The following is a 13438-nucleotide window of genomic DNA, read 5'->3' as shown; positions in this document are numbered from 1 at the left end:
GTGAGGTGTTGCGACTACGAGAGGGCGACCTCGAGTTCGGTCTCCGTGTCGTCACCCGCGAGTAGCGACCGTACGGTGGCCACCTCTGGGGAAATTTCGGCCGCGTTCTCCATCAACACCGTCTCGCTGGGGAACAGTTGCTCGCCCAGCACCAACCCGTGGTCTCTGGCGGTCGACCCGGTGACGGTCAGGTAGACGCCGACGCCCGCCTCGGCGATGGCACGCTCCTCCTCGACGCCCTCGTCGGGGTACTGAAACCGAACGTTCTCGAGGCTATCGGTGCCGAGGACGGCCCGAACCAGCCGTTCGTAGCGTGGGGTGATACACAGCGGCCCTGCGTAGTCTCGCAGGAAGTCCCGATCGATCTGCTCGCCCGAGGGCGCCGCGTCGGGCGTCGCCATCAGCGTGTGGTAGACGGTGTCGCCGAGGCCCGAAACGACCTGGACGTCGGTGTTCGCTGGATCGATCCGCGCGTTGATGTCGGCGATGCGCTCGAGAGGGTCCGAACGCAGGTCGACGACCTCCTCGAGAATGAGGTCGGCGCTGTCGAACCCGAGCGCGAACTCGTGGGTTCGGAGTGCGCGAAACGGTTCCTCGCGGCCGACGAGGACGAGTTCTGTTCCTCCGGAGACGCCGTCGACGCCCTCGAGCGGGATCGTGACGCTATCGAAGACGATTCGCCGGGGCTTGCCGGCCCGGTCGTCCCGGAGGAGGGTGTACTCGGGGGCCATCGGATCGTCGACGGCGCTGTAGGTGGCGAGGCGATGGTAGACGTCGGGTTCGTCGGGCTCGACGGAGCCCTTGGTCACGGCCTTCTCGTGTCGAAGCGTCGTGATGACGTCGTCCGCGAGATCCGCCACGTCGAGTCGACGCGCCAGCAGGTCGAGGACCGACTCGAGCGGTCGACCCTTTCGCGGTATCGCGAGTGGAATACGCTCGCCCATTGACGTAGCTGTGAGACGGGCGGCTAAACCGGTTGCGTTTCAGGTGAGATTGTCGTGCTTGTGGTGTCCGTGGCGGCTGTGTCGACGATGGTGTCTGCGGTGATCGTGGCCGGCGTGGTGTCCGTGGCGCCAACCGGAACTCGGATCGAAACAAAAGCACGGAGCGACCGGCAGAACAGAACGATCGGCAGAACAGAACAACCGACGGAACGAAACGGCCTACTCCGAGAACATCGAACCCAGCTGGTTTCGCCACTCCGTAATGTCAGTGACCTCGTCTCGAACCTCCTCGAGGTCCTCCTTGAGGGTCTCGACGTCGGACTGGACGTCCCCGACCGACGATTCGACGTCGTCGATACCTTCCTGCAGATCACTTTCGACCTCCTCGAGGTCACCTTCGACGCGCTCCAGATCGTCCTCGGCGTCCTCCAGATCGGCCTCGAGGTTGTCGACTGCCGAATCGGTGTCAGCGAGTTCGGCCTCGAGGTTCTCGGTACGTTCGTCGACGGTTTCGACCGTCTTGCTGACCGCCTCGAGGTCGGCCTCGAACGAGTCGACCAGTTCCGTGAACTCGGTGATGAGCTGTTCGCCGGTTCCGTTCTCGTCGAGGAACTCCTCGAGGGCGCCGGTGTAGGCGGCGAGTTCTTCGACCCGGGACTGGAGGTGCTCGATCTTCGCGGCGTCGCTTCCCGAGAGGGTGGCCTCTGGTGGTTCTGAGTCGACATCTACGTCCAGGGCCAACCGGATCGCCTCGCGGTCGTCCTCGGCGAGTTCACCGGAGCGGAGTTCTGCGGCGAGGGCCGCGCCGATGGACGCGGCGTCGGCTGGGGGTGACTGTTCGTCGGTCACCGCGTCTGGGGTTTGGTCGTCGGTTACGTCGGTTTCGTCTGCGTCCTCATCCTCGTCCGTATCGCCGTCCGTTTGGCCGTCGGTGGGATCCTCGAGGTCCAGTTTCTCTGCCTCGGCGTCTTCGGTGTCGGCGTCTGCTTCGGTGTCGTCTACCGCGTCCTCCGCGTCGTCTGCCTCAGTGGCCGCCGCCTCGAGGTCGAGTTCGATCGTCGGCGCGTCGTCGTCTTCCGCTTCGGCCTCGTCTGCGGGATCTGGCAGTTCCTCACCGTCGAATCCGAGGTCGATGTCGGGGGCGTCCTCGTCGTCTCCTTCGTCCGCGTCGACGGGGGTCGGGTCGGTGTCGACGTCGCCAAGGTCGAGGTCGAGTCCCTTGTCCTCGTCGAGGAAGCCGCCGGTGTCTTCGTCAGCGTCGCCAGCGTCGTCAGAGGCCGTGTCCTCGCTTTCCGATTCATCGAAGTCGAGGTCGATCGACTCGTCCTCGTTTTCAGCTACTGTGGGCTCGTCGTCTTCGGCTTCTACGGCTTCGTCCTCGTTCGCGGCTTCTGCAGTCGCTTCCGCGGATTTGTCCTCTACTTCGCTCGACTCCTCATCGTCTCCATCGTCCACACCATCCGCGTCGTCCTCGAGGCCCGGTACGCTGTCGGCCTCCCCCGACAGCATATCCTTGACCACCTGGTTGCTGTCGTCGGCGATGATGTCGTCGATCATCGTCTCGTCGAGGTGGCCAGCCGCCTCGTCGTCCGCCTCGGTTTCGTCCTCCAGCTCCTCATCCTCGTCCCCGTCCTCGTCCGAGGACACACCCTCGATCGTCGGTTCGGTCAGAAAGTCGGTCTGATCCGTCTCCTCGTCGAGGCGGACTCCGTAGACCGTGACCAGCGGGTCGTCGGGCGAGACGACGCCGGAGAACTCGACGTGGTTGTCCTGGAACGCCGTCCAGTTTTCGCTGTGGTACTCCGGGTGGAAGCCGACGCTGTCCATCGGAAATGATTCGGGAATGTCCTCGGAGAGTCGGACCGTCGCCGGTTCGTCTCGCGTCGACTCGAATTCGAACCGGACGGCCGGCACGGGGAACTCGTCTGCGGTGAACGACTTTCGCACCGTTATCCCACTGTCGGTCACCTCGACCACTTTCTCACCATCCGCGGTTTCACTCATGCGAGCAACGTTAATTCAGCATTACCTTAAAACGAACGGGCGTTCGTTCGGGGCGACCGGACGCGTTCTTCCTCAGGTGAGATCGACCCGATCGCCGATCTCGACGACCTCGAGTCGCTCGGGGTGATCGAAACTCCGGGCGTGGTGGTGGAGCACTTTCGGGTCAGCGGTTAGCCCCTTCCACATGTCCCAGTGACTGGGGAGCAGGGTCTCGAGTTGTAGTGCCTCGGCGCACTCGATAATCTGATTCTCGTCGTTGTACCATCGCGTACGTTTTGGTTCGCCCGTCTCCTTGTCGGGGATGGTGCCGACCGTGCCGAACGCGAGGATGCCGAGGTCGAGGTCGTACGCCTCGCCGATGCGCTCGAACGAATCGTCCTCGGGGGGTTTGGTGTCGCCGCCGTGGAACACCGTGCCCGTCTTGTGTTCGATCACGTAACTCACGGGATGGGTCGCGTCGGGGTCGTTGGCCGGCTCGACGTGGACCGTGAACTCGCCGACCTCGATGGTGTCTCCCTCCGTCACTTCCGCGAACTGGTCGTCCGTCACGTCCCAGTTGTCGGGCCAAGCTTCGTCTTCGCGCGCGACCGCGAGGCTGTCGTCGGGGCCGTACAGTGTGGCGCTCGAGTTCGCCAGGATCGGTGCCTGACTCGGCCCGTGGACGTGGTCGGTGTGTTCGTGGGTGACCAGGACGGCGTCGGCGTGGTCGACGTCCTCGGGGTCGAAGGGCACTGGAACCATCCGTACCGTCCGTGGCGGGTCGCCCAGGCCGACGTAGGGATCGACGTAGATGGTCGTCCCCTCGCGTCCCTTCAGGACGAAGCCGTTACAGCCCAAGTACCAGAGCGCGACCCCGTCTGGGTCGGCCGATTCGATCGCGTTCGGGAGCCAGTCTCCCCAGTCGCTCGTTGCCATACTCAAGTCTGTGTGAGGACGGTGGGTAAGTGTTGTCGTTCGATTTTCACTCGCAAAATTCTGGGTTCTCTCGAGCACTGGCAGCTGTCAGAGATACTATAGAATTTATGGGGAATGCTATAGTAGATATAGTAAAGTCGAATCGGTTGCGTCTGTGCTCACCAGGTCCCGTGAAACGTGTCGAACTCGAGGTTCTCGAGGGGTTCGTTCCCGACGGCGATCTCGTACTCGCCGGGGGTGAGCATCGGCTTGTGGAAGCGGGGACCGTCGTCGGTCGTGATTCGGGGACAGCCGGTGTTGACGAACGCGTCCATGTCGAAGTTGCGCAGGCGGTCGGGGGTGACCTCGTCCATCGTGATGAGGTAGGCGTCGTCGTTGTCCTCGAGGATCTCCTGGGCCTTCTCCCAGCGGCCCTGCCCGATTTTGGTACAGAAGATGACGCCCCACTTCTCGGCGTCCATTGCGCGGTGGACGGCGCCGTAGCGCTGTTTCATGAACTTCTCCGTGTCAGCGACGGTGACGACGTTGTTGACGGGGTCGGCGATGACGACATGCTTGTCTGGGTGTTCCATCGCCAGGCCGAGCGGGTGGAACTTGCCGCCGCCGACGTAGAGCACCTGGTCGGCGGGCACGTCCGCGCTGGCGTAGTTGCACCCTAGCACCTGTCCCTCGTGGGTCAGGCGGTCGTCGCCGCGACGCGTCTTCACGTCGTAGCCCCGATCCTCGAGGAAATCGCGCATCTCCTCGAACCGGTTCATGTGCTGGGCGGTGGTGACGAGCCCGACTTCCGGCGTCTCCTCGGCCGGCTCGAGCGTCTCGAGGGCTTCCTCGATGATCGGGGTCACCTCGACGTTCGAGAACAGCGGGACGTAGATCACCTTGTCCGTGTCCTTCATCGGCGAGTGGCCGAAGTGGACGAACACGTCGGTGCGTTTCATCAGGTAGGTGTCCAGATCGCAGGCGCCGTAGCAGGGCTGGCCCGAGAGCATGATCGTCACGTCCTCGGGGACCAGTTCCCGGAGGTCATCGGCCACCTTCGGGCCGCGGCGTTTCAATCCCTCGGGAAACTGCAACCCAATCTTCTTTGCGTCCTTCTCCTCAACGGCCTCGACGATTCGCTCGAGTTCGTAGTCCCATTCCCGATCGTGTTTGAGGGACATACCCGTGTTCCGGAGGTCACCCTCGCTGTACTCCGACTCCTGGCTCATTGGACGATATTGCGGACGCGGACGTAAAACGACGCGGGTTTGCGGCGCCGACGACTGATCCGGCACATACAAACGGCCCGCGTCCCAACCTGGGTTCATGAGCGTCGAAACCGCCCCCGACCCGACCGAGACCGACGTCGAATCCCTCGGCGAAGAACTCGGCGAAGCTATCACGACCCTGCCCGAGTACGAGGCCTTCGAAGAGGCCCAGCGCGCCGTCGAAGCGGACGAAGAGGTCCAGGCGAAGATCGACGAGTTCGAGCGCGTACGCCAGGAGTTCATGATGGCCCGTCAGACGGGGACGGCCTCCCAGGAGGACCTGCAACACCTCCAGGAGACTCAGGAGGAACTGCACGCGATGGAACCGATGGCCGACTTCCTCGAGGCGAAGGGCGACCTGACGGCGCGCCTCGAGTCGATCAACCGGGCGATTTCGGACCCGCTCGCGGTCGACTTCGGCGGCGAGGCTGGCGGCTGTTGTCACGACTGAGCGGCGTCCCATCGACCTGAACCACCGTTCTGGTCACTCGCGTTCAGCTCGAACCAATCGCAAACGAAGCGAGTATTTTTCGTCCCAACAGTCATAATACTGGAGGGTAAATGGAGGTCAATGGCAGCCGAAGACCCTGCAGATGGGTACCTGTTCGACCTCTACCGGCGCTACATCGGCGAACCGGACGACCGGACCGATGTGTACGTCGGGTTCGGACTGTTTCTCGGTGGTATCGGATTCGCGATCGTCGCGCTACTCATCTACCTGTGGAGTAGCACGCTCGAGCCTCGCTCCCCGGCGCACCTCGCGTGGGTACAGCCGGCGTACTCCGTCGCGATGGTCTCGCTTCCCGTCCTGATGCTAGGGATCGTGGTCTTGCTCCCGTCGGAACGACGGGTCCTGTACACCTCGATCGCCGGGCTCGCCGTCACGGTCGTGGCCGTCGGTGGATTCCTGTACGCCTACCCCGATCACTGGAACGGGTACGGGAACGATTACACCGCCCAGATCGTCGCGGTCTACGCCGTCGGACTCGCCGGCGTCACCGCCTCGACGGGGGCGGCGCTGATCGCGCACTACCTCGAGATGGCCCGAGCCGTCGACGACGTGAAAACGGACGACGACGGCGAGGAACTCACCTACTCCGACGAGGAAATTCGAGACGACATCGACGCCGCGATGGAGGGCGTCGAACTCTCCTGGGGTGGCGTCGAGAAGTCCGAGCACAAGCGACTGACCTTTTCGGACCACGAGTTCGACAGCGAGAACCTGGACACGAACATGGCGACGAAGACGACCCGCTCGAGCGGCGTCGACACGCAGGTCGCGGGCCTCAAGGGACTCAAAGGTGGGGAGAAGAAGACCGCCGTCTCGGAGTCGTCGGTCGACGACCAGACCCAGAAACTCAAGGAACTGCGCGAACAGCGACGCAAGGAACAGGCCGCCGAAGAGGCCGGGGGTCGTCGCATCGCGAACCCGTTCTCGGGGCTGCTCGAGCGCTTGCGTTCGCTGGTAAATCGTAATTAACGCGCTGGCGAGTGGAGTAATCCGAGTTTATAATATCTATCAGTACTGGAAATAAACGCACATAGATTTATAATCCGTCAGTGGAGTTGAGGAAACATGGCCAAAGGCCTAGACGTTGGAACAATGAACATCCTGTCGGCACAGCAGGATGGTTCCGATACCGTATTTGTGCAGCAGCGTAACTCCTTCGTGGAAATCGAATACTCCGACATGGCGGAGCAGATGCTCTCGCGGAGCGAAGTCCTTCACATCCGAAAGGACGACAAGGTGTACGTCGTCGGTGACGACGCCCTCAACTTCGCGAACATCTTCAACAAAGAAACTCGCCGGCCGATGAAACACGGCATCCTCTCGGCCGACGAGAAGAGCGCCATTCCGATGATGAAACTCATCATCGAGCAGGTCGTCGGCGAACCGTCCTACCCCGACGAGAAACTCTACTTCTCGACGCCAGCCGATCCGATCGACGACGATCTCTCGACGCTCTATCACCAGAAGACGATCGAGTCGTTCCTCAACGACATCGGCTACGACGCCGAACCGATCAACGAGGGGATGTCCGTCATCTACTCGGAACTCGCGGACAACAACTTCACCGGCCTCGGCATCAGTTTCGGCGCCGGGATGACGAACGTCTGTCTGGCGTACTACGCGGTCCCGGTCATGAAGTTCTCCGTCGCCCGCGGTGGCGACTGGATCGACGAGCAGGCCGCCCGCGCGACCGGTACCCCGGTCGACAAGGTCACCTCCATCAAGGAGGACAACTTCGAACTCGACTTCACCACTGACGTCGGCGGCGTCGAAGGTGCGCTCTCGATTTACTACGAGAACCTCCTCGACTACGTCATCGAGAACATCGTCAAGGAAGTCGACGACGAAGACGTCGAGGAAGGCCTCGACGTACCCGTGGTCGTCACCGGCGGGACCTCGAGCCCCAACGGCTTCGAGGCGCTGTTCCGCGACCACCTCCAGGACGCGGCGATCCCGTTCTCGATCAGCGGTGTGAGCCACGCCGACGAGCCGCTGTACAGCGTCGCTCGCGGTGGACTCGTCGCCGCTCGTTCGGACGAGGACGTCGACTACGAGGAAGAGGAAGCCGAAGCGACGGCTGCGAGCGAGTAACTCGTTCGGTTCTCGGTTCCCAATTCACGTTTTTCTTCGACGGCGTTTCCCCCGAACTCGACGGCCGTCAGCGACCGTCAGGTCTCGTAAAAGCGGTTGAATGCGTCTTGCCAGGATTCGAACGCCATCTCTCGGCTCTCGTGTTCGACGGGTACGTCCGCGAAACCGCATCGACTACATGCGATCGTCGTGACCTCCCCCAGCGTGAGCCGCTCGAGTGGAGCCTGGCACCGTGGGCAGTCGTCCATGGCTACGGCATGACAGGCAGCTATCTTAAGTGTATGTTCTCGGTCCGCTGGCGCTGACACTGGCACTGGCGCTCACGGCGAACTACCGTCGTTCAACCCCAGGCCATATTACTACTGAGCATTTGCAAAATTATTTGTATGCAGCCTGTGTATGCCGTCGTATGAGCACCACTTCGTCCCCCCAGTTCGAGCGAACGATCGACCGCTGTCGGCCGACCGACGTCACTCCCGTGGCACTCGACGCCTCGGATCTCGACTCGACGGCCCCCGAGTACCTGCGCGACCTCAAGCGCGTGTTCACGCGAAACGACCTCTTCCCGGCCGGGCTGACGGTCAACGCCTGTTTCGCCGAGGACTGTTCGCTCGAGACGCAAGCCGAAATCGACCGGGTGCGAAGCTACGTTCGCGCCGGTGCGTTCCTCGGCGTCGGCACCGTGACCGTCGATTGCGACGACGTCGCGAACGCCGAGAAGGTCCGCCCCGCGCTCGAGGCCTGCGCGGAACGCGCCGACCGCGAGGGGCTCGCGTTCGAACTCGACGCACCCATTACCCTCGACCGCGAAGCGTAGGCGATGCCCTCGGGGCTCTCCCGCCGACAACTCGCCCGCGTCCTCGAATCAGTTGCTGATTTTCCTACTCCCGATATCGACCTCGAGCAGTATCTCACGCCCGCAGAGCTCGCCGCCCACCTCGGTCACCTCGCCGCCGTCCAGGGCGACCTCACCGGCGCGACGGTCCTCGACCTCGGAACCGGAACAGGGATGCTGGCGCTGGCCGCGGGCCAGTACGCCCCCGATGGGGTCGTCGGGGTCGACGTCGACGCCGACGCCCTGGTCCAGGCGAGACTCAACGAAGAAACCGTCGACGAGGCGGCCCGCGAGGTCGGAGCAACTTCGATCGTCGGACCGAATTCGGGTTACGAGTGGATTCGAGCCGACGTGACTCGGCTCCCGCTCGAGCGGGGGAGATTCTCCGCGCCAGTCACCGTCCTGTCGAACCCGCCGTTCGGCGCACAACGCGGTAACCGCCACGCCGACCGACGGTTCCTCGAGGCCGCCGCCGACCTGGCCGACGTCTCTTACACCATCCACAACGAGGGGAGCCAGGCGTTCGTCGAGTCGTTCGCGGCCGACGAGGGTGGAACCGTCACCCACGCGTTCGGAGCCGAGTTTCCGGTCGACCACCGATTCCCCTTCCACGACCGCGAGCGGGCGGTGCTCGAGGCCGAGGTGTTTCGGGTCGAGTGGCGGGAGAGGGGGTCGCGGTCGTAGTTCGAGTTCGGATCGCGGTCACTTGTACCGCTCCTTGCTCGCGATCTGGACTGTCGTCTCGCCGGTGGTCACGAACAGGTCGTTCCTGAGGCGAGTGAACTCCAGGCCGTCGACCGTCACTGACTCGTCGGCGGCCGGAACGTCTGCCCTAGCCGGGTCGGCCGATTCGTTCGCGCTGACCTCGAGGACGAACGCGCCGTCGTCGGGTACGATCGTGACGTTCTTGCCGTCGATTATCGCGTTGGCCGTCGACGGTTCAGAGGCGTGAGCGAGCACCCGCCGGTCGTCGTGTTCGAGCCAGACCTGGTAGACGGTATCGTTCCCGGCGGGGGTCCACCCCGCGCGAGTGGCGGTGATCGACTCCCGCCAGCCCGGACCGCCGACGTGGATGGTTTCCGAGCCGCTGAAGGCCAGGCGCTGGGCGGAGACGGACTCCGACCAGATGTGACGGTCGGGACTCGAGACGATCACGCCGCTGCCTTCGACCCCTTCCGCGTCGAACGCCTCGAGGTCGACGACGGAGGCGATCGGGTTCTGGGCGTTCTCGGCGTACGTGATCAAGTAGTCCTCGACGGCGAGCGCGCCCTCCGTCGAGCCTGCGTCGTCCCCGTCGAGGACGAACAGGTTGACCGGCACCGCTGGCCCACTAATCGCCGCGAGAACGACGACGACGACCACGACGGCCGTGTACTGGCGCGACGTCTTCGCGAGCGACGGAACCCGGGATTTCGGTCGCGCGACGAGTTCGCGAATCCGCTCGTCGGTCGCCGCGTCGTCGGCCAGGAATCTGGAGAGGAGGCCGCCGTCCTCGAGTATCGGCGCGGTCGGCCGCGAGAGCCTGCGCTCGAGGCGGGCGGGAAGGATCGAGTGCTGAGAGCCAGCCACCGCGATAGTGATAACGAGGGCGAGTGCGGCGACGATCACGACGCCGGGTCCCCGGAACAGGACGTACCGGTTCGCGCCGTCGAACCAGTAGATCGCCCAGAGTGACTTCGAGAAGCCGTAGACGAGGACGGCGAGCCAGAGTGCGAGCGGGTCCGGCCGGTAGCCGTCGTTCCGACGGTCGAAAATCACGAGCGCGACGACGAGGCCGACGAAGAACCCGAGAGCGTGGCCCTGGATGGCCGTCGACGCCCACCACGGAGCCGTCGGCGGTCGGGGCTGGACGACGTACCACCCGATGGGGCGCTGGAGGGCGCCGTAGATCGTCGACAAGGTGCCGTGGACGCCGATTGCGCCGATCAACGTGACGATCGGGTACCGAACGATCGCGAAGCCCGCGAAGGCGAAGACGACGCCCGAGAAGCCGATGACGGGGCCCAGCGCGAAGAGGCCGGTGACCACGCCGACGACGATGACGCCTGCGGGGAAGACGACGAGCGCCCGGAGCCACGGGTTCGTCAGGAGACTCGAGGCGAGGCTGCGCGACGTGCTCGAGTTCGTCTTGACGTTTCGAGTTCGGCTCCCGTCCGCGTAGTGCCCCCACGCATACTCGGCGATGGGAGCCACGACGACGGTGCCGATGAGGTTCCCCGTGAGGTGGCCGGGGTAGGCGTGAGCGAACGGGGCGGTGAGGATGCCCAGCGGGTAGAAGAACGACCAGGCACGAAACGGCGTCACGACGGGGTTGTCGAAATCGGTGATCCCGTCCTGGACGAAGAGGTAGACGGCGATCACGAAGCCGACGACGACCAGCGTACCCCACGGCACGCCGAGTACCAACCGGTCCTCGAGGACGTCCCGCCAGCGGCGCTCCCGTGGATCGAGTCGGCTGACGACGAACAGCGAGCCGAGCACCGTCAGGACGACGAGTACGGTGAGTCCGGTCGTCAGCCAGTTCATATCTGCTGGTAAGGGGGGAGCCGTATAGGGATTTCCCTCTCTGCAGGCCTCGAATGTCGTTCGACTTTCGACGAGGGGAATTCGACGGCGACCCCGAACGAGTGCTGGACCCCAGCGGCTTCGAAAGGTACAAGCGGCCAACGGCCGGAGAGTGGGACATGGAACTGCGGGTCACCGAGAGCAGCGAGAACGAACTCTCGATCGAAATCGTCGGCGAGGATCACACGTTCATGAACGTGCTCAAGGGCGCGTTGCTCGAGCACAACGACGTGAGCGCGGCAACGTACGACATGAACCCCGAGCAGTCGGGCGGTCAGACAGATCCCATTCTGACGATCAAGACCGAGGGCGACGTCGAACCGCTCGACGCGCTCGAGGAGGCGGCCGGCGACGTTCGGTCGAAGACGGCGGCGTTCCGGGACGCGTTCGAAGCGGCGATTTGAGGATCTCGATGCTGTTCTCGCCAGGTGTGACAGACGGATAGTTCGTGGTCCGGTCGCTGCGTGAGTCGTCAGCCATGAGTCGCACGTCTCGAGTCATACGAACCGAATGAGTAGTGCGAAGGCATCGGCCGTCCTGGATGGTCCAACTCGAGAGACGGAACGCGAGCCCCGAAGACGAACGCGCCCGTTCAGTCCTGAAAGTGACGGCGGTGACGGCGAGCGGTCACAGCCTGACCGGCACGTCGCGCTCGTCGAGATAGTGCTTGACCTCCTCGATCGAGTACTCCCCGAAGTGGAAGATGGAAGCGGCCAGTCCGGCGTCGGCGTCCGCCTCGGTGAACACCTCGTACATGTCCTCGGGGCCGCCACAGCCCGAGGAGGCGATGACCGGCGTGTCGACCGCGTCAGAGACCGCCCGCATCAGCGGGACGTCGTAGCCGTCTTTCGTCCCGTCGGCGTCGATCGAGTTGACGAACAGCTCGCCGGCGCCCCGGGACTGGGCCTCTTGGGCCCACTCGACGACGTCGATGCCGGTCCCCTCGCGGCCGCCTTTCTTCGTACACTCGAACCAGCAGGACTCGCCGTCGACGTCGACGTAGTGTTCGCCGCCTTCGTCGAACCGTCGCCGTGCGTCGACGCTGATGACGATGCACTGGCTGCCGAACGCACGGGCGCCCTCGTTGATGAGTTCCGGACGCTCGAGGGCGCCCGTGGTGATCGAGACCTTGTCGGCCCCCGCGCGCAGGGTCTCCTTGATGTCGTCGACGGTTCGGATGCCGCCGCCGACGGTGAGCGGGATGAATACCTCGTCGGCGACTCGCTCGACGACCGAGAGCATGGTCTCGCGGTCCTCGGCGGAGGCGGTGATGTCGAGGAAGACGAACTCGTCGGCCCCGGCCTCGTTGTACGCGCGAGCCATCTCGACGGGGTCGCCGGTGTACTCGAGGTTCTCGAAGTTGACCCCGGTGTAGACCGCCGGGTTCCCGTCGTCGTCGACGTCGACGTCGATACACGGGATAATTCGCTTGGTGAGCATCTGTCTCGAGGTTGGGCCGACCGGGGTTTGACGGTTTCGACCACGGCAGATGCCCGTGTCCGCGCCGATTCGGATTGTGTAGCCGCGCGTGTTATGGCCAGTCAACGGTGGTCGGCCGTCTGTCGTCAGTCGTTCGTGATCCGCCACTCGTCTTCCGTCGTCTAGTAGCGCTTAAGTGCTCGAGTCCGAAACACTCGCGTATGACAGACGAGACGGAACCCACCCACGACGAGGATTCGGGAGCCACGGTCGGCCACGACCTCGAGGACGAGCGAACGACCGCGCCGATGAGCGCCTTCTCGCCGCGCGATGCGGCGTTCGGGTTCGTCGTGATGGTCATCGGCGTCGCGATCACCCTCGCGATCCCGATGGGTCTGTTCTAACTGCTACCTGCTATCCGCATTTTCGCCGTCGTTCGAGGCCCTCGGTTCGCTCGAGCACGCCACGTCGAACACGGCACGCTGAGCACACTGCGCCTAACACGGGAAACCCCACGGCCCGGTCGTAACCGGGCACTCCGTCGGAGAGATAAAAACGGCGTCGGAGGCCTCCACAGCCACCGGAGAGAGTCAGAAAACGTACTCGTCGTCGTGGCCCATCATCCCGTCGTTCTCGAGGCCCGGCTCCTCCTCGTCCATCGGGCCGCTCGTTTTGTACGCCTTGATCCCCGTCGAGAGCAGGTCTTCGATCGCTTCTTCGCGGTTGACGAACTCGCCGCGTTCCACCATCTGCGCGATCTGCATCTCGAGATGTTCCGGTATCGTGATCTCTACTTTCGGCATCTGATTCGGGTTTCGGTGAGGGGGTATTTAAGATTGACGGGGCCGGGAATGAGCGTCTACGGTGCAGTCGCTCGTGACGGTGTACCGGTGAAAAATACGTGCGT

The 13438-nt window shown here is 63.9% G+C and carries 15 protein-coding genes; 7 read left to right on the top strand and 8 right to left on the bottom strand.

From position 1 onward, the window contains the following. Positions 1–14 precede the first annotated feature (14 nt). The 4 genes from NGM29_RS15020 to dph2 all read right to left on the bottom strand — a co-directional run bounded on the left by NGM29_RS15020 (position 15) and on the right by dph2 (position 5071). The gene (locus NGM29_RS15020) at positions 15–944 is read right to left on the bottom strand and encodes a phosphoribosyltransferase HisG-related protein (RefSeq protein WP_254157210.1); all 930 of its coding nucleotides are present in this window, start codon (positions 942–944) and stop codon (positions 15–17) included. Positions 945–1163: 219 nt separating this feature from the next. Beyond that, positions 1164–2948 carry a coiled-coil domain-containing protein gene (locus NGM29_RS15015; protein WP_254157209.1) on the bottom strand — a complete coding sequence of 595 codons (1785 nt, stop codon included), beginning with the start codon at positions 2946–2948 and terminating at the stop codon, positions 1164–1166. A 72-nt stretch (positions 2949–3020) separates the two neighbouring features. After that, complete coding sequence (locus tag NGM29_RS15010) at positions 3021–3863, bottom strand: MBL fold metallo-hydrolase (RefSeq protein WP_254157208.1); 843 nt, start codon at positions 3861–3863, stop codon at positions 3021–3023. A gap of 158 nt (positions 3864–4021) precedes the next feature. Beyond that, positions 4022–5071: a diphthamide biosynthesis enzyme Dph2 gene (dph2, locus tag NGM29_RS15005; RefSeq protein ID WP_254157207.1), complete on the bottom strand. Its 1050-nt coding sequence runs from the start codon at positions 5069–5071 to the stop codon at positions 4022–4024. A 97-nt stretch (positions 5072–5168) separates the two neighbouring features. Between dph2 and NGM29_RS15000 the strand changes: the two genes are divergently transcribed. The 3 genes from NGM29_RS15000 (at position 5169) to NGM29_RS14990 (ending at position 7712) form a co-directional block, all read left to right on the top strand. Continuing rightward, a complete protein-coding gene (locus NGM29_RS15000; protein WP_254157205.1) occupies positions 5169–5561 on the top strand; it encodes a YlbF/YmcA family competence regulator in 393 nt (130 codons plus the stop codon). A 120-nt stretch (positions 5562–5681) separates the two neighbouring features. Then, positions 5682–6590 (top strand): cell division protein CdpA domain-containing protein, encoded by a 909-nt coding sequence (locus NGM29_RS14995; RefSeq protein WP_254157203.1) that lies wholly within the window; start codon positions 5682–5684, stop codon positions 6588–6590. 96 nt (positions 6591–6686) lie between these two features. Continuing rightward, positions 6687–7712, top strand: coding sequence for a disk-shape morphogenesis protein volactin (locus NGM29_RS14990; protein ID WP_253436680.1), 1026 nt, complete (start codon positions 6687–6689; stop codon positions 7710–7712). Between the two features lie 77 nt (positions 7713–7789). Here the strand turns inward: NGM29_RS14990 and NGM29_RS14985 are convergent, their stop codons facing one another. Continuing rightward, positions 7790–7960, bottom strand: coding sequence for a zf-TFIIB domain-containing protein (locus NGM29_RS14985; protein WP_254157201.1), 171 nt, complete (start codon positions 7958–7960; stop codon positions 7790–7792). A 161-nt stretch (positions 7961–8121) separates the two neighbouring features. On the opposite strand from NGM29_RS14985, the gene NGM29_RS14980 reads away from it, so the two are divergent. Next, complete coding sequence (locus NGM29_RS14980; protein ID WP_254157200.1) at positions 8122–8529, top strand: DUF7961 family protein; 408 nt, start codon at positions 8122–8124, stop codon at positions 8527–8529. 3 nt (positions 8530–8532) lie between these two features. Beyond that, positions 8533–9231 carry an METTL5 family protein gene (locus NGM29_RS14975; protein WP_254157198.1) on the top strand — a complete coding sequence of 233 codons (699 nt, stop codon included), beginning with the start codon at positions 8533–8535 and terminating at the stop codon, positions 9229–9231. 18 nt (positions 9232–9249) lie between these two features. On the opposite strand, the gene NGM29_RS14970 is transcribed toward NGM29_RS14975, so the two are convergent. After that, positions 9250–11073 (bottom strand): rhomboid family intramembrane serine protease, encoded by a 1824-nt coding sequence (locus NGM29_RS14970; protein ID WP_254157196.1) that lies wholly within the window; start codon positions 11071–11073, stop codon positions 9250–9252. Between the two features lie 158 nt (positions 11074–11231). On the opposite strand from NGM29_RS14970, the gene NGM29_RS14965 reads away from it, so the two are divergent. Further along, entirely contained in the window at positions 11232–11516 is a 285-nt protein-coding gene (locus NGM29_RS14965; RefSeq protein WP_254160581.1) for a DNA-directed RNA polymerase subunit L, read from the top strand. 223 nt (positions 11517–11739) lie between these two features. On the opposite strand, the gene hisF is transcribed toward NGM29_RS14965, so the two are convergent. After that, positions 11740–12552, bottom strand: a complete 813-nt coding sequence (gene hisF / locus NGM29_RS14960; protein ID WP_254157195.1) for an imidazole glycerol phosphate synthase subunit HisF — start codon at positions 12550–12552, stop codon at positions 11740–11742. A gap of 200 nt (positions 12553–12752) precedes the next feature. Between hisF and NGM29_RS14955 the strand changes: the two genes are divergently transcribed. Continuing rightward, the gene (locus NGM29_RS14955; protein WP_254157194.1) at positions 12753–12935 is read left to right on the top strand and encodes a DUF7550 family protein; all 183 of its coding nucleotides are present in this window, start codon (positions 12753–12755) and stop codon (positions 12933–12935) included. Positions 12936–13121: 186 nt separating this feature from the next. Here the strand turns inward: NGM29_RS14955 and NGM29_RS14950 are convergent, their stop codons facing one another. Then, a complete protein-coding gene (locus tag NGM29_RS14950; RefSeq protein WP_252701061.1) occupies positions 13122–13334 on the bottom strand; it encodes a ribbon-helix-helix domain-containing protein in 213 nt (70 codons plus the stop codon). Between the last annotated feature and the right edge of the window lie 104 nt (positions 13335–13438).

The organism is Natronosalvus rutilus (genome assembly GCF_024204665.1).
GTDB classification, from domain to species: Archaea; Halobacteriota; Halobacteria; order Halobacteriales; family Natrialbaceae; genus Natronosalvus; species Natronosalvus rutilus.
This window is presented reverse-complemented; position numbering and strand designations above follow the sequence as displayed.